Below are 15,988 nucleotides of genomic sequence, written 5' to 3' on the forward strand. Positions count from 1 at the left end.
CAAAGGCCGGCCACCCGGAGCATGCAGCGTTTGGGCGACCGACCAGTCATGTCACGCGGCGGTAGCTGCGACCGTCATTGTGCGATCGTAGGCTTCATGCGCATTGACCATCGCACCGGCCAGCTGGCGAAACGTGACGGTGCCGAGAGGCTTGCCGGAAGAATCGACGACGGTGATGTCGCCTTCGGGTGCAGCTGTGAGCGCACGTACCGCCTCTTCGATCGTGAAATCGGCGGGAATCCGTTGCCCGCTATCGACAGCGCCCGCCCCAAGTGGCGTCATGATGGCCTCAACATGCACGACGCGGCCCCGGTTCACCTCCTTCACGAAGTTCGCGACATAGTCGTCGGCGGGTCTCAACACGATATCCTGGCTGGTCCCCTGCTGTATGACCTCGCCGTCGCGCAGAATGGCGATCTGGTCGCCGAGCCTCAAAGCCTCGTCGAGGTCGTGGGTGATGAAGACGATCGTCTTCTTGATCTCCTTTTGTAGGTCCAGAAGCACCGTCTGCATATCCGTGCGGATGAGCGGGTCGAGTGCCGAATAAGCCTCATCCATCAAGAGCACCGGTGCGTCGTTGGCAAGCGCCCGGGCAAGGCCGACGCGCTGCTGCATGCCGCCCGACAGCTGGTTCGGGTACTTCTGCTCGAAACCTCTGAGCCCGACGCGCTCCAGCCATCGCATGGCGGTATCGATGCTCTGCGCGTGAGACACACCCTGGATTTCAAGGCCGAAGATAGTGTTGTCGAGCACGCTGCGGTGCGGAAGAAGGGCAAACTTCTGGAATACCATGGCCGTCTGGTGACGACGGAATTCGCGCAAATCCTTATCCGGCATCTTCACCACATCGATGCCGTCGACGAGGACTTCGCCGGCTGTCGGGTCGATCAGCCGGTTGATGTGGCGGATGAGCGTCGATTTGCCCGATCCGGAAAGCCCCATGATCACCTGAATGGAGCCCGACGGCATTTCGATGTTGATGTCGCGAAGTCCGAGCACGTGTCCGTGCCGCTCATTCAGTTCGGTCTTGGTCAGACCGCTCCTGACGGCCTCGACATGAGCCTGCGCATTCGGCCCGAAGATCTTGTAGAGATGGCGGATCGCGATGCCGCCGAAAGCATGGTCAGCCATGGACAACCTCCCGATGCTTCTGGAGCCGTTCACCATAGGCCTGACTGACACGGTCGAACATGATAGCAATGCCGACGATGGCAAGGCCATTGAAGATGCCGAGCGTGAAGTATTGGTTCGCGATCGCTTTGAGCACCGGCTGGCCAAGACCTTGAACGCCGATCATCGAAGCGATGACGACCATGGCGAGCGCCATCATGATGGTCTGGTTGATGCCGGCCATGATGGTTGGAAGCGCTAGGGGCAGCTGCACCTTGAAAAGCTTCTGTCTGTTGTCAGCGCCAAAGGCGTCGGCCGCCTCCAGCACATCCTTGTCGACGAGACGAATGCCGAGATTGGTGAGCCGGATCATCGGCGGGATGGCATAGATGACAACGGCGATCAGACCGGGAACCTTGCCGATGCCGAGCAGCATGACGACGGGTATCAGGTAAACAAAGCTCGGCATGGTCTGCATCACGTCGAGCACGGGATTGACGATCCGCTGGACCTTGTCCGAGCGCGACATCAGAATGCCGGTCGGCAGTCCGATCGCGATCGACAGAACGGTGCACACGAAGATCATCGAGATCGTCCGCATCGTGTCGTCCCACATGCCGAAGTAGCCGATCAACAACAGCGTCGCGAGACAGCCGCCGACGATCCGCAGGCTCCTCGTGGCTGCCCAGGCGATGACCAGGATCAGGAGCGTGATGATCGGCCAAGGCGTCTTGGTCATGAACCGATCGGCGGCGATCAGAAAATGCTGCAGGGGCGTGAAGAAGCCCTCGATCAGGTCGCCGTAGCTGCGCGTAAAGCCGCGAAAAGTCTCGTCGATGACCTTCTTCAGATCTCGAAGTGCGTTGTCGTTCATGTGAGGAAATTGATAAAACCAGTCCATTCGGTTCCCCTTCTCGAAAGAGCCGATCCGTTCTTGTTGTTATATCGGCACGCACGGTGCGGTGTGCCGAAAGCGCACCGCACCGGCGTTCGGCAGTGGTGATTAAAGCGCAGCCTCGATCTTGGTGGCGGCCTCCGGGGAAACCCACTTCTTCCAGATATCCGGGTTTTCTTCGAGGAAGTGCTTGGCACCTTCTTCGCCGCTCGCCTGGTTGTCGGTCATCCAGGCCATGAGCTTGGCGATCGTCTCATTGCTCCAGGAGCGTTTGTTGAGATAATCCATGACCTCGGGGCCTGCCTTTTCGGAAAAGGGCTTGGCGACGAGCGTAACGATCGTGTCGACCGGCCATGCGCTGGGTTTGGGGTCGGTGCATTCGGCAACCGTAATGCAGCGCTTCCACTCGGCCGTATTGTATGGCACGCCGGCTTGCAGCTGCACCATCTCGTATTTGCCGAGAAGGGCGGTCGGCGCCCAGTAGTAGCCGACCCAGCCTTCCTTGCGTTCGTAGGCCTTGGCGATTGAACCGTCGAGACCTGCGGCGGATCCGGTGTCAACGAGAGTCCAGCCGGCTTTTTCAGCTTCGAAGGCCTTGTACAGCTGTGCGGTTACGACGGTGCCTCCCCAACCCTGCGGCCCGTTGAAGATTGCCCCCTTGCTCGGGTCTTCAGGATCCTTGATAAGATCGGGATGTTTCAGGAGGTCGGGAATTGTCTTGATGTCGGGGTGGGCATCGGCAAAGTACTTCGGGATCCACCAGCCTTGGATGCCGCCGTCGGGAAGGGGAGAGCCAACCTTGACGATGCGACCTTCCTCCGTACCTTTCTTGACCACGTCGGGCAGCAGATCGATCCAGGCTTCCGGCGCGATATCAGGCTCGCCTTTTTCCGCCATCGACGTGATGGTTGGGACGGTGTCTCCGATGGTGATCTCGGCGCTGCAGCCGTAACCTTCATTGAGGATGATCTTGTCGAGGTTGGAAATTACCTCGGCACTTTGCCAATTCATGCTGGCGATTGTGACGCCGCCGCAGTCCGCAGCATTGGCGAGCGACGAACCAGTGACGGTTCCAAGAAACAGGCATGTCGATGCAAGCAAGCGTTTCATTATCGTTCCCTCTTTTGGCGGCTTATCTTTTGAAAGCGGAGTGCCGCGGAACCCGCCCTTACGGCGCTAGGAGGCTTCCCCCATGCCAACCGATTTCCTCAATGCAGCCGTCAACCCGCGCGAAACGGCATCATCGAACCCGGCCGCGCGCATCTCCTCGATCGCGGCAGCTGTGGTGCCGCGATAGTCAAGGAAGGTCTGGACTGTTTCACTGGGACAGTCGTCCCGCTGTTCCAGCAGCCGGCCCGCACCCACCATGAGGGTGTTGACGGCCCGCTTGGCGATCTCGGGCGACAGTCCATGCGAGATGGCGTCTGTCATCATCGCTTCGGCGAGCAGCGCCGGAAAGGCGGGCCCCGATCCGGTGAGGCCGGTCAGATAGTCGATTTCCGCCTCTTCGCACACTTCATCTTGAGAGCCGCAGGCATCGAATATAGCCCGCACGATCGCCCGATCATCTTTTCGCAAGCCGGCCGTGGCGATCCAAGGCGTGTAGGACTTTCGAACTTCGGCCGCCGCATTCGGCAGGGCACGAACCACACGGTCCGTCCGGTGGTGCGCACAAAGAGCGCTCAGGCGAATACCCGCCATGACGGAGATGAGAAGCTTGCCTTCGGCATCGACGTTCAGGGTGGGCCAGTCCGCCGGGCGGACGGAGAGAACGATAACGTCAGAGCGGTCGGCGAGTGCCTGGTTGTCTGATGTCCAGGAGGAGCGGTTGAAACGGTAGGGACGCTCGCGGCGATAGGAGAGGGACAGGTTTTCAGGTTCAACGACGCCTGCGCCGACAATGGCTTTGGCTATTGCGCCGCCCAGCCATCCGGCACCACCAAGTACGCCAACCCTCAAAGGTCCGCCCGTTTCCATTGTTCTCTCACTCTGCTTTGTAGCCATGCCGGGCGTAGAAGCGGTCGAGCTCCCTCTGCTGCGGCGTTTGTCCGGTATAAATCGCGATGTAATCCGGAATGCGCCTCATACGGAGCGCCAGGTCCTCCTTGGACTGCATCGAGATGTATCCAATCTGGACCAGGTAGGTTGTTCGCGCGCGAACATCCGCTGGTCCCGCCTCGTAGCCGAAACGCATAAACATGCGGCCCAGCGCCTCCATTCTGACCTGATCGGCCTGCTGGACTTCGGCCAGTATCTCCGGCGATTGCAGCGCCCAGCTACGAACGGCGAATTCGAACTGGGAGTCAAACAGGTCCTTGCTCACCCAGCAGTCGAAAACGTTCAGCATCGCCTCGGCCAGGGACTCCGCATAGGCTTCGGATTGCTTGACGAGGTTACCCGTATTCTTCTCCCTCCAGCGCGCAATGAGAGCGTTCAACAGTTCCTCGCGGTCCTTGAAGAACCAATAGAAGCTAGTCCGGGAAAGATTGAGCCGTTTGGCCAACGGCAGGATCTTCACCGACTCCACGCCAGACTCGAGCAGGGAGTCGTAGGCCGCTTCGAGCCACCCCTCCTGAGAACCGCGCCAGCCGGTGTCACTCTGTTCCATGATTACCTCCTAACAAATCCAAAGGACTGCTTCAAGCAAAATGTACACGAGTGTCGAAGTTCCAAACTACGGTGTTTTTGTTTGTTGACACTTGTGTACATTTTCGCTTACCGTTGCGAATTAAAGTCCCTTAAACCGGAGCCCCTCGCATGTCGAACGATCCCCTGCTTCAGCCGTTTCAGTTGAAGCATTTGACCCTGCGCAACCGCATCATCGTCACGTCCCACGAGCCTGCCTACCCAGAAGACGGTATGCCGAAGGGCCGCTACCGCGCCTATACGGTTGAACGGGCGAAGGGCGGTGTGGCGCTGACGATGACTGCCGGCTCAGCTGCAGTCTCGAAAGACAGCCCCCCGGTCTTCAACAATCTGCTAGCTTACAAGGACGAGATCGTGCCGTGGATTAGGCAGATGACGGACGCTGTGCACGATGAGGGCGCCGCGATCATGATCCAGCTCACTCATCTCGGCAGGCGCACCCGCTGGGACAAGGGCGACTGGCTCCCGGTCATTGCACCCTCGCACCATCGCGAAGCCTCACACCGCGCGTTTCCGAAGAAGATCGAAGACTGGGATATCGAGCGCATCATCAAGGACTTCGCTGACGCGGCCGAGCGTATGAAGGCCGGTGGTATGGATGGCGTCGAACTTGAAGCCTACGGCCATCTCATCGACCAGTTCACCTCGCCGCTCACCAACGAGCTCGATGGTCCCTATGGTGGTTCGCTCGACAATCGCTTGCGTTTCTGTTTCGACGTCTTCAAGGCAATGCGTGAAAGGGTCGGTGACGACTTCATCCTGGGCGTTCGCTATACAGCCGACGAATGTCTTCCCGGCGGGACCGGAATGAGCGAAGGCATTGAGATCTCAAAACGCCTTCGCGACAGCGGCCTTATAGACTATCTGAATGTTATTCGCGGCCATATCGATACGGATGCGGGTCTGACCGACGTCATCCCGATTCAGGGTATGGCAAATTCGCCGCATCTTGATTTCGCGGGCGAGATCCGCGCCGCGACCAATTTTCCGACGTTCCATGCAGCCAAGATTCCGGATGTGGCAACCGCGCGCCACGCAATCGCGTCGGGCAAGGTGGACATGGTCGGAATGACCCGCGCGCACATGACCGACCCGCATATCGTGCGAAAGATCATGGAAAAGCGAGAGGATGATATCCGCCCCTGTGTCGGCGCCAACTACTGTCTTGACCGCATATATCAAGGTGGCATGGCCTTCTGCATCCATAATGCTGCGACCGGCCGGGAAGAAACGATGCCGCACCGGATCCCGAAGGCGGTGGTCCGCAAGAAGGTCGTAATTGTGGGGGCGGGCCCAGCTGGCCTTGAAGCCGCTCGCGTCTCTGCGGAGCGGGGGCATGAGGTCGTCGTTTTCGAGGCCGCGAACAATCCGGGCGGCCAGATCCGGCTTACGGCCCAAAGCGAGCGCCGACGGGAAATGATCAGCATCATCGACTGGCGCATGAACCAGTGCGAAAAGCTCGGCGTCACCTTCCGGTTCAACAACTGGGCCGAGGCTGACACCGTGCATGCCGAAGCGCCCGATGTTGTCATCATCGCGACAGGCGGACTGCCGCATACGGAGGTTCTTTCGAAGGGAAACGAGCTTGTCGTTTCCTCCTGGGACATCATCTCGGGTGATGTAAAGCCGGGAACCAACGTGCTCATCTTCGACGATGCGGGCGATCATGCTGGTCTTCAGGCTGCGGAGTTCCTCGCCAGGGCCGGTGCGAAAGTCGAGATCATGACGCCGGACCGTTCCTTCGCGCCGGAAGTCATGGCGATGAACCTCGTTCCCTACATGCGCTCGCTGCAGAAACTCGATGTCACCTTTACCGTCACCTACAGGCTGGAGGCGGCAGAGAAGAGCGGCAATCAGATCATCGCGCATGTCGGCAGCGACTATGGCGGCGTGGCCAAGCAGCAGACCTTCGATCAGATCGTCGTCAATCACGGCACCATTCCGCTCGATGACCTCTATTTCGAACTGAAGCCTGGTTCGAGGAACCTCGGCGAAGTGTCCTACGACGACCTGATTTCTGGAACGCCGCAATCGGTTGAACGCAACCCGGAAGGTGCCTACCAACTCTTCCGGATCGGCGATGCGGTCGCGGCGCGTAACACGCATGCGGCCATCTACGACGCGCTGCGTCTTGCCAAGGATCTCTAACGATGGCGCGGGTCGACGCTCTGCAAGCTTTTCTGGATGCGGCTTTCGTCGCGTTCGACCAATTCGCTCAGGATTTAAGGGCGCGCCGGTCCGTCATGGAGATATTTGCCCAACTCGAAGCGCCACAACCCCAACGCTTGAACATCGGAAAGCGCCTTCCGGTGTGCAACCGACATATCGAGAGCGTTCTGGCAACGAAAACCTGGCGACCGTCACTGGATGCGCTGATTGAGCGCTTCGCGGACCTTGAGCCGATGCTCGAATGGAAGTGGCGCTCCGTCTACGATCATACGGCAAGCGAGAATTTCCTGATGAGCCACGCCAATACGATGATCGTCGGACCGGGTGGCTTGGAGGACCGAAGTGACCTATGGCTTGGAGCGACGCTGATGGCGCCGAACGTGCGTTATCCCGATCACGACCATGCCCCGGAAGAAACTTACCTGGTTCTGTCGGAGGGAGAGTTTCAGCATGGCACCTCCGAGTGGTTCTCACCCGGGGTCGGAGGCTCGTTTTACAATCCACCTGGTGTCCGGCACGCCATGCGCTCCGACGAAACGCCGTTGTTCGCCTTCTGGGCGTTGTTGCCTGATCGCCCGAGACATTGAAGTGAACGGCTCGGGTGCAACCGAGCGCAGGAGGAACATTGCTGATAACCATGCCTGCGGCTGCACCAAGTGCTGAAGCCCGATGGTGCTGTCTTCTCGGACGTCGCCGCCGCCCCGACAGACAATGTCGAGATACGAGAAAACGGCGACGAGAGCTTGGTATTGAGGCCTATGACTGCCACAACACTGGCCTCATGGGACCCATCGCCACCTGGACGGCAAAGAAGAGTGGCGCGCTCGCGGCCTGACAAGCTAAGGCCCGACAATGAACCGGTGTCCCGATGCTCGGATGATGCTAGCGATCGATGACGAGATCGCTCAGCGGCTTCGAACAGCACGGCAGAAAGAGTCCGGCATCTATCTCTCGTTGCCGGATGCCGCCATTGTGGTTCATCTCGACCGAGCCGGATACCAGTTTCGACTTGCATGTGCCGCAAACGCCATTCGAACAGGATGAGGGAAGCTTTACTCCTGCCTTTTTTGCGCAGGCGAGCACGGTCTGCTCACCTGCAACCTCGATCTTGCGAGCCTGTTTGGAAAATTCGACCTGGAATGTTCGGGTGGCGGGCTGTTCGACGTTAGGAATATCCACGTCGTCGATCACCGCTGCATCGAAGCTCTCCTCGATATAGTTGGACGCCTGAACGCCCAGTTCGGCCGTGATCGCGCGCGCCGCCGCCATGAACGGCGCAGGGCCGCAGCACATGATGATGCGTTCAGCGACGTCGGGAACCGCGAGTTGCATATATGCAGCCGATATGCGTCCCGTCAGACCGTGCCAATTGGCCTCACCGGAAACGACTTCCGGCAGAAACTGCAGTCGCAGGCCCTTCACTCGGTTGGCCAGATTGGCGAGTTCGTCGCGAAAGATGAGGTCCTTCGGGGTCCGCGCCGCGTGCATGAAGACAACATCGGCGGGTTCGCACGTGTCTGCCAACTCGCGGACCATCGCCATGACCGGGGTAATCCCTGATCCTCCGGACAGAAACAGATACTTCCGGCCGTTCGGCCGAACGAAGTGGCCGAGAGGACCGTTTGCCTTGACCTTGGCGTTGACGACGAGCTTGTCATGAAGCCAGTTCGATATCTTGCCGCCGGCGACGCGTTTGACCGTGACCGAGAACGCATTGCTGCGCTTCGGGGACGACGATATGCTGTAGCACCGGCTTTCCGGCTCGCCATCAACATCGAGGTCGAACAGGAAATATTGACCGGCTTCGAAGGCAAAACGTTTGCCCTCGGGAGACGCAAAGGTGAAGGTCTTCACGTCGTGCGTTTCCTGATGGACATCCACGCAGACCAGATCTTCATCCCTGTCGCGGCTCCACAAGTTGTCAGGCTCAAGACGCCCGACCGGAGAAAAGGAGCTCTTAGTATCCATGGGCACGCATCCGGTCGATGTACCAAGACGTGAACTTGTCGAGGTTGGTTTCGGAGAAGGGTGAGTAGGGGCCTGGCACATAGGCTGGATCTTCGATCCCGGCGTGCGAGCGGGCGACGAGTTCGGCGTCCTGCTCGGTCGTGGCGATCCAGACGTTGGTCAGCTTTTCGAGGTCGTAATCGACGCCTTCGACCGCATCCTTGTGCACGAGCCATTTCGTCCGCACGAGCGTCTTATCCGCTGAGAGCGGTATGACGATCGAAACGACGGCGTGGTCGCCCATGAAGTGGTTCCAGCTGTTGTGGCCCCAGAGGTGCATATCGCCGAGATCCTTGCGCAATATCGTGCCGAGCAGCTTTGCCGAGGCTGCGGTCGCGTCGGGGGTCTGGGATTCGCCAGCACCCGAAATGACGAGCCGTTGCGTTCGGAAATTAGTGGTGCAGTTCACCAATTGCTCGACCGCTGCAGATGGATACCCGTCCGCCTCCCACCGCTTGGTGCGTTCCGCATAGAGCGAGAAATGCTCCTCGGCCTGGGCGCGATCTTCCAGGCTCAAGGCGTCCGGGTCGAAGCCGAAATCGAGGTCGACAAAGGAGACGCAGAGTTCGGGATGGTTAGCGGAGCAGTGGTAGCATTCACGGTTGTTTTCGATCGTGAGCTTCCAGTTGCCCTGTTCGATGACATCGGATTCGTACGCGACCTTGGCGTTGCTGATATCGTAGGGTGCAAGGCGTTCGGCCATGACGTCGATGAGGCGCTCGATATCTTCGGGCGGATTGTCCGATAGGCAGACATAGATGAGGCCGCCAACCGACTTGAATGCCGCCGCCTTGAGGCTGCGGCATTCCTTGTCGAAGTTCTTGCCCATATGAGGCGCGTAGCTCAGCTCGCCCGTCAACTCATAGGTCCAGGTATGATAGGGACAGACGAGCTTCGAAACGATCGTCTTGCCCGGATCCAGCAGACGTGAGCCGCGGTGACGGCAGACGTTGTGCATGACGCGGATATCGCCGTCGTCGTCGCGAAGGACGATGAGGCTCGTCTTGCCGATATCAATAACGGATGCATCGCCAGGCTCCGGCACATCGCATTCAAGGCCGATACAGATCCAGTGCCGGCGGAAGAACACCTCGAGATCTGCCTCGAACACGTCCTCGCGTGTGTAAAGGCCGGCTGGAAGTGAATGTCCTTCAGCCCTTGCGTCCAGGAGGGCCGATATGGGAGAAGCAAATGTCTGCAGCATAAATCCACCTTATGTTCCGATCGAAAGGCCGAGGGGCTGAAAGACAAAATCGCTCAACTATTCTGGTCGCTCAACGGCATAAATATGCGCAGGTGACATTACCAAATGTAATGGAAGACAGATGTCGAACCTGAGGAAGAAACTACCGCCGCTCACCGCCTTGACGGCATTTGAAGCGGCGGCCCGCTTGTCCAGCTTCACGCGCGCGGCGACGGAGCTCGGTGTTACTCAGGCTGCCGTAAGCCGGCAAATCCATTTGCTGGAAGAAGATTTCGGTTTCCCCTTGTTTCGGCGGCTCCACCGCAAGATCGAATTGACGGAGAAGGGCAAGCTGCTTTCAGCAGCGGCCGGCGACGCGTTCAATCTGATTGCCGACACCGTAGCCGACCTCCGATCTGAAGGCCCGGATGATGAGTTGGCCATCTCGGCGACCATTTCCTTCTCGCACTTCTGGCTTCTGCCAAGGATCGCCGCGTTTTCTCGCGCCCATCCCGAAATCAAACTTCGCATCATTACGCAGGATGCCCGAACAAGCATCGAGACAAGCGATGTAGACCTGGCGATCCGCTACGGAACCGGTACTTGGTCGGACGGTCAGGCGGAGCTATTGTTCGACGACGAAGTTTTCCCGATTTGCAGCGCAGATTATTTGCTCACGGCTGGCGAGGTCCGCACACCGCAAGATCTTGTCGGCCATCCTTTGATATCAAGCGATACGGAAGATCCTACATGGACGGGCTGGGAGGAGTGGCTAGCGGCCTTTTCCGTGAAGGCGCCGAAAAAGGCCCGAGGCCTTCGATGCAGTTTCTACATCGAGGCCATTTATGCCGCAATGAACGGGCAAGGCATTGCGCTCGGTTGGAATCGTCTAGTGGCCGACCTTATCCAGCAAACTCGCTTGGTCCGTCTTACTGATGCATCCATCCGCACCAGGGCGGCCTACTTCGTCGTCGTTCCAACAAGGAAGCCAAAAAAAGAAAGTGGGAGACTGTTCATTGAGTGGCTGCGCGAGGTTTCCGCTTCCGCGGTTTGACGATTCTTACGCGTGTGTTGGGCCTGCCGTTCCTCTCCATCTCGAAGCGGGTTCGGGGTTGGGTTCCCGATAAGACAAGCGCTTGTTGCGGACTGCCAGCCTAGCCTTAGGCACGCCATTTGGCAGGCGCACCAAAACCCGCGACAATGTGAAAAGTTCCGGCATGGGACTTCAGTCTGATCGGCCCTTGGCAAAAGTCTGAGGTCGATTGTTGGGAAGCCGCGTTGCACTAAATTTCTCAATTAGCCCATGTCGCTGAAGACCCTCACAAAAAAGCCATGGGTTTGTAACGGTGCCAGAGCGGCTCTTCCGTCCCTTCGGCTGCTCTGGTGCTGTTACCTCGGTTCGAGGAGACCATGGGAGATATCAGGATGCATGAAAGACATAGCTATGGGCAGCCGGAAAAAACCGCATCAACCGGGTTGCCCATCGGTGTGATGCTTCTCTCGGTAGCAGCGATAGCCGTTTACCTGATCGTTGGAGGCGAAATTCTCAATGACAATAGCCGGGCCGTCGCCGTGTACCTTCCTAAGGTAGAGGCGAAATAGCCTTACTCAGGGCCAAGGGAGGCGCGGAATGAGCTTGTTAAAGCTAGGGCGGGCTCGCCTGGGGATGGCGCTACCGCGCCATCGTGGGTGGTTGCTCGCAACCAAGGACCGGCGATTGGACGATCTCTTTGAATCCTACGCGCTGGCATCAACGACGCTCGACAATCTCCGGCGTGAGATGCCCCATCGAGAGGCGCTTATAGACGAATACGAGGAAGTCTGCCGGGACCTGCAGGTAGATGTAGTTACGCTGCTCGCCCTGTTGGAGGAGCGAACCTTGCAGCGAAGCTAGCAGCTTGCCGGGGAGAAGGCTTTTTAAGCGCTCAGCTCGATAGCGTTGTTGCAGCACCCGCAAGCTCCAATGTCGCTGCCGGCATTGTAAATGCGGTAGTTGCATCTAGATCCATAGAAAAATTGTCGACGAAAACAAACTCGGCGCAGTACAGCGCAGGGGTCGTTCGCGCGTCCCGTAATTCAAATAGAAGGCCACGCTTGGCGACGCGGTGGGCACCGGACCTCTCAAGGTGGGTTTGACCGTCCATGACCGGCCAGGCCTGGCTCCTGTTAACCTTTCGTTAACCATATATCCGGAACCTCCAGCCCTGGGGCTTTCCGCAATCTCTTACGGAAGGAAAACAGCATGAGGCTCGTGACACTGTCGGGAAGAATTATGGAGAACAGCCACCATACCTTGATCGTGATGAGAGATGGCAGCACCTGTCAGGCGGTCTGCGTGGTCAATGACAGCGCGATTGGCGATATTCGTTCCAAGCTTACGACGCTTGAGAGGATTGCCAGCCGCAAGCTCGATGGCGGAGAATTGGCATTCGACGGTCACATTTGGATCACCGCTTCCGATCTGCCCGAGAGGACAGATGCCGTGCCGCATTGATCATCGTCGATCGTACTTGCCCCAAAAGGCCCAACATCTAGATTAGTTGCGGCACCTGCGGAAGGGGCCGGACGAGGTTCGACTTGCGATGAAGCGTATCGTCGAAGCTGTCGAGGGGTACACGGCCGTGAGCAAGCACTGTGGAACCCACACCCTGGTCAATGACAGTGATCTCGAGGTGCGGTCGGGCGAAATCCATCATCTGGCCGAGCGGTTTGCACGAAACGACCCTGCCAGTGCATCGGCGATGCTCGTGGCTGCTGAAGACGTTGCGGCTCGGATCAAGTTGCCTGTTTCAATGGCCAAACTTCAACGACGCCATGCGCAACCGCACAGGGCACGCACGAAACCTTTTTGATAGCTTCGCTCAGGTCGGCAGCTTCGATGATGGCGAAACCGGCGATCGGCAAGGCGGACGACATGAACGGTCCATCGCGGGTTTCCACGCCGTGAGCGTCTGGATTGCGAACCTGCACCGGTTCGCCAGCGATCCCCATCACAGCGCCGTCGGACCGAAGTTTGGCGTCCTGGGCGTGCGCGGCGTCTCTGGCGGACTTGGGCGTGCGGTCGTAGTCGGCCGGATCGCCATATCCGATTGTGATTAACTTGGGCATTGTCTCGTCTCCTTTCAGTCACGAAACCACCGACGGTCCGTCCTCGAACATGATGCCCCGCAGGAACACCACTTCACGGAACGCCTCTGCGGCCATTTCAATCGGGCAAATGGATCACACCTCCGTCCCCGCAGGATCGCAAATCTGCTTGCATAATGCAACCGGAGTCTGACGCGCCGGAGCTTGTGCAGATGGCCGACGATCAGTCTTTGATCGCAAAAGGCGACGCGAAAAAAGTCAACCTTACCCGGCTTCGAATTCTCAACGTTTTCAGCCTGGTCCGCCGATCTGTTAATTTGAACGCTCAGACGGAGCTTCAACTGTATCCGTATGGGAAGCGGCCATTTCCGATTCTGTGAAATCCTTCAAAGCGCTTGCCGCGTCTTGCTCGCTGCATCGCGGCAAGTCTGCAGAATGTCCTCTTTCTGCAAGCTGCGGGTGGTCCCGCAGACAAAGCACTGGAACACCTCTCTCGTCTCCATGCCCGAGATTGTGAGTCTCTCGCGCATGCCGCACCTCGGGCACTGAATTTGAAAGCTGTCGGAGCGATCCACGGCTGCCTCCCGCTTGCTTCAGAGTTGAACAATCAACTGGCTCACCGAAAGGTAATTTCAAGATGACCTACTGCCCGCCGCTGGATTGGCTCCAGCCGGTGAAGATGTAGCGTATCATCGCGGATGGGAGCGTCGAAGCCTATCGACCTCTGATCCCGTCAACGAGCACGCTCATTTCGCCAGGGAACTAGCAACACGGCCCACGTTGACTATGCCGCCCACACGCTGGGCCGCAATACCGGCGCGATCGGCGTTTCACTGGCCTACATGGCTGGAGCGATCGAACGCCCGTTACCCGCAAGATCCCGATGTAATCGCGCACCCGCAGCTTTCTACGAATTCCCGGTCCGGAGGCGATCCTGTCGCATGCGGAAGTCAACCAAGCAGGCCGGTGAGTGCGATCTCACCCGGCTTCCGTTCGCCCCCAAGGTGATCGCTTAGGCCTATGCACCATCACACGCGCCGTGAAGCCAAAGTCACTGCCATTTGCCAGCGGCTCGGACTAGATCGGGCCGTCGACGATCACCAATGCACGGCCCTGCGAGCAATTCTCGATGCGGGCATTGACCTGGTAGATTTCCTGCAACATCGGAGTGGTGATGACGCTTGCGGTCTTGCCGCTTGCAACCATTGTTCCATTGGCTATGACGATGGTGTTTTCGCAATAACGCAGGGCATGGTTGAGGTCGTGAAGCGCGATGAGAACGATCATGCCTTTGCGGCGAGCAAGGTTGGAAACAAAACTCAGCACGTCAACCTGGCGGTGAAGGTCAAGAGCCGAGGTCGGTTCGTCCATCAGCAGCACTTCGGGCTTGCGGATTAGCGCCTGGGCGAGGGAGACCAACTGGCGCTGTCCGCCGGAAAGTTCGCCGAGGCCGCGAAACGCGAGCGCGTCGATCCGTAGTGCCTTCAAAATGCTGTCGATTTCATCGAGCTCGTCATTGTGAACGCGCCAGCCGCTGCCTTGCTTTGCAGATAGGAGAATAGATTCATATACCGTCAAGACAGCGTTTGCGCCGGTGTCCTGCGGCATGTAGCAGATGCTCGTTTGCGCGCGCTCGGTGTCAGACAGATGGACGAGACCTGGCCCGGAAATAAGCGACGCTATGCGTTTGAAAAGTGTCGACTTGCCCGCAGCGTTCGGGCCAATCACGGCGGTCATACTGCCTTTTTCCAGAATGTCGGTACTGACGCCGGAAAGGACAGAACTGCGGCCATACATGGCGCCGATATTATCAAGTGCGAGCGCTACCATGCGCGCCTCCGATTGCTGAAGATCAGGACGAAGAAGAACGGTACGCCGATGAGGGCGGTGATCACACCGATCGGCAAAATCGCACCAGGGATGATCATCTTACTGACGACCGATGTCGCCGAGAGCAGCAGCGCGCCGCAAATAACCGAGCCCGGCAGGAAGAAGCGCTGGTCCTCGCCGACGAGCATGCGGGCGATATGGGGTCCGACCAGGCCGACAAAGCCAATAGTGCCCACGAACGACACCGGGATGGCAGCAAGCAGGCTGACGATCATCATCGTCTGCAGGCGCAGTCGACGCACGTTCACGCCCATGCTGGCTGCCTTATCATCGCCGAGACGAAGCGCCGTCAATGCCCAGGCGTCCTTCATCAGGAACGGGACCATCGCAACCAGAATGGCCCCAGTGAAGTAAACCTTCGGCCAGGTCGCCTTGGTGAGGCTGCCCATTGTCCAGAACACCACCGCTGCAAGCGCCTGTTCAGAGGCCAGATATTCCAGCAAGGAAAGTGCGGCGTTGAACGTGAAGACAAGCGCAATGCCGAGTAGCACGATCGTTTCGACGCTGACGCCGCGCATTGTCGAGGCGAAATGGATGAAGAGGGCTGCCACCATCGCCATCAGGAAGGCATTGAGTGGAACCATGTACTGGATCGCTGCCGGAAACAGCGCGACGCCACCGACCAATGCCAACGCAGCGCCGAAACTGGCTGCAGCGGAAATCCCGAGCGTGAAAGGGCTGGCAAGCGGATTGGAAAGGATCGTCTGCATTTGGGCGCCCGCAACCGATAGGGAGGCGCCTACCGTTACTGCCATCAATGCAATCGGCATGCGGATATCCCAAACGATGACGCGCAGCTGTTGCGCGACGGCGGCCGGGTCGAGCATTGCCGACAGGACGTCCGAAAGTGGGTAATTTGCCGGCCCGAGCGCCATGTCGAGCGATATGCTGAAGCACAATGCAATGACAAGCAAGCTCAAGATGGCAATGCGGCGAAAAGCGAGGGCGCGGTATAGATCGCGTCCCGTTGACTCGGTGGTCGCAGCCTCGATGGCCATGGA

The 15,988-nt window shown here is 58.6% G+C and carries 15 protein-coding genes and 1 pseudogene; 5 read left to right on the forward strand and 11 right to left on the reverse strand.

Features of this window, described 5'->3' with window-relative positions; all coding sequences use genetic code 11:
- Nucleotides 1-51: 51 nt before the first annotated feature.
- From J3R84_RS33270 to J3R84_RS33290, 5 genes are all read right to left on the reverse strand, one after another.
- The gene (locus tag J3R84_RS33270) at nucleotides 52-1,131 is read right to left on the reverse strand and encodes a quaternary amine ABC transporter ATP-binding protein (RefSeq protein WP_203528420.1); all 1,080 of its coding nucleotides are present in this window, start codon (nucleotides 1,129-1,131) and stop codon (nucleotides 52-54) included.
- Complete coding sequence (locus tag J3R84_RS33275) at nucleotides 1,124-2,011, reverse strand: ABC transporter permease (RefSeq protein WP_057209225.1); 888 nt, start codon at nucleotides 2,009-2,011, stop codon at nucleotides 1,124-1,126. The genes J3R84_RS33270 and J3R84_RS33275 overlap by 8 nt, the downstream gene beginning before the upstream one ends.
- A 102-nt stretch (nucleotides 2,012-2,113) precedes the next feature.
- Nucleotides 2,114-3,115, reverse strand: a complete 1,002-nt coding sequence (locus J3R84_RS33280) for an ABC transporter substrate-binding protein (RefSeq protein WP_057218624.1) — start codon at nucleotides 3,113-3,115, stop codon at nucleotides 2,114-2,116.
- A gap of 66 nt (nucleotides 3,116-3,181) precedes the next feature.
- Entirely contained in the window at nucleotides 3,182-3,982 is an 801-nt protein-coding gene (locus J3R84_RS33285) for a pyrroline-5-carboxylate reductase family protein (protein WP_057218623.1), read from the reverse strand.
- 7 nt (nucleotides 3,983-3,989) lie between these two features.
- Nucleotides 3,990-4,613, reverse strand: a complete 624-nt coding sequence (locus J3R84_RS33290; protein WP_203528423.1) for a TetR/AcrR family transcriptional regulator — start codon at nucleotides 4,611-4,613, stop codon at nucleotides 3,990-3,992.
- A 149-nt stretch (nucleotides 4,614-4,762) separates the two neighbouring features.
- On the opposite strand from J3R84_RS33290, the gene J3R84_RS33295 reads away from it, so the two are divergent.
- From J3R84_RS33295 to J3R84_RS39195, 3 genes and pseudogenes are all read left to right on the forward strand, one after another.
- Nucleotides 4,763-6,799, forward strand: coding sequence for an NADH:flavin oxidoreductase (locus J3R84_RS33295; protein WP_057218621.1), 2,037 nt, complete (start codon nucleotides 4,763-4,765; stop codon nucleotides 6,797-6,799).
- Nucleotides 6,800-6,801: 2 nt separating this feature from the next.
- Nucleotides 6,802-7,407, forward strand: coding sequence for a dimethylsulfonioproprionate lyase family protein (locus J3R84_RS33300; protein ID WP_057209243.1), 606 nt, complete (start codon nucleotides 6,802-6,804; stop codon nucleotides 7,405-7,407).
- Between the two features lie 28 nt (nucleotides 7,408-7,435).
- Nucleotides 7,436-7,572: pseudogene (locus J3R84_RS39195) on the forward strand (S-(hydroxymethyl)glutathione synthase); the annotation flags it as partial.
- A 130-nt stretch (nucleotides 7,573-7,702) separates the two neighbouring features.
- Here J3R84_RS39195 and J3R84_RS33310 read toward each other — a convergent pair.
- Together J3R84_RS33310 and J3R84_RS33315 are read right to left on the reverse strand one after the other, a co-directional pair.
- Nucleotides 7,703-8,788: an FAD-binding oxidoreductase gene (locus J3R84_RS33310; RefSeq protein WP_057223535.1), complete on the reverse strand. Its 1,086-nt coding sequence runs from the start codon at nucleotides 8,786-8,788 to the stop codon at nucleotides 7,703-7,705.
- Entirely contained in the window at nucleotides 8,778-10,031 is a 1,254-nt protein-coding gene (locus tag J3R84_RS33315) for an aromatic ring-hydroxylating oxygenase subunit alpha (protein ID WP_203528425.1), read from the reverse strand. Before J3R84_RS33315 ends, J3R84_RS33310 begins: the two co-directional genes overlap by 11 nt.
- Before the next feature lie 121 nt (nucleotides 10,032-10,152).
- Between J3R84_RS33315 and J3R84_RS33320 the strand changes: the two genes are divergently transcribed.
- Nucleotides 10,153-11,064, forward strand: coding sequence for a LysR substrate-binding domain-containing protein (locus J3R84_RS33320; protein ID WP_057209249.1), 912 nt, complete (start codon nucleotides 10,153-10,155; stop codon nucleotides 11,062-11,064).
- A 696-nt stretch (nucleotides 11,065-11,760) separates the two neighbouring features.
- On the opposite strand, the gene J3R84_RS33325 is transcribed toward J3R84_RS33320, so the two are convergent.
- Nucleotides 11,761-11,961, reverse strand: coding sequence for a hypothetical protein (locus tag J3R84_RS33325; RefSeq protein ID WP_156408515.1), 201 nt, complete (start codon nucleotides 11,959-11,961; stop codon nucleotides 11,761-11,763).
- Between the two features lie 291 nt (nucleotides 11,962-12,252).
- Here J3R84_RS33325 and J3R84_RS33330 point away from each other — a divergent pair, with 291 nt between their 5' ends.
- On the forward strand, nucleotides 12,253-12,504 hold the full coding sequence (locus J3R84_RS33330; protein WP_063978403.1) for a hypothetical protein: 252 nt from the start codon (nucleotides 12,253-12,255) through the stop codon (nucleotides 12,502-12,504).
- A 281-nt stretch (nucleotides 12,505-12,785) separates the two neighbouring features.
- On the opposite strand, the gene J3R84_RS33335 is transcribed toward J3R84_RS33330, so the two are convergent.
- The 3 genes from J3R84_RS33335 to J3R84_RS33345 form a co-directional block, all read right to left on the reverse strand.
- Nucleotides 12,786-13,118 carry a YciI family protein gene (locus tag J3R84_RS33335; RefSeq protein ID WP_203528427.1) on the reverse strand — a complete coding sequence of 111 codons (333 nt, stop codon included), beginning with the start codon at nucleotides 13,116-13,118 and terminating at the stop codon, nucleotides 12,786-12,788.
- Between the two features lie 1,056 nt (nucleotides 13,119-14,174).
- The gene (locus tag J3R84_RS33340) at nucleotides 14,175-14,927 is read right to left on the reverse strand and encodes an ABC transporter ATP-binding protein (RefSeq protein WP_171520782.1); all 753 of its coding nucleotides are present in this window, start codon (nucleotides 14,925-14,927) and stop codon (nucleotides 14,175-14,177) included.
- The gene (locus tag J3R84_RS33345; RefSeq protein WP_057218611.1) at nucleotides 14,921-15,985 is read right to left on the reverse strand and encodes a FecCD family ABC transporter permease; all 1,065 of its coding nucleotides are present in this window, start codon (nucleotides 15,983-15,985) and stop codon (nucleotides 14,921-14,923) included. The genes J3R84_RS33340 and J3R84_RS33345 overlap by 7 nt, the downstream gene beginning before the upstream one ends.
- Nucleotides 15,986-15,988 lie beyond the last annotated feature (3 nt).

The sequence above is a fragment of the Ensifer canadensis genome, from assembly GCF_017488845.2.
In the GTDB taxonomy this organism is placed as follows: domain Bacteria; phylum Pseudomonadota; class Alphaproteobacteria; order Rhizobiales; family Rhizobiaceae; genus Ensifer; species Ensifer canadensis.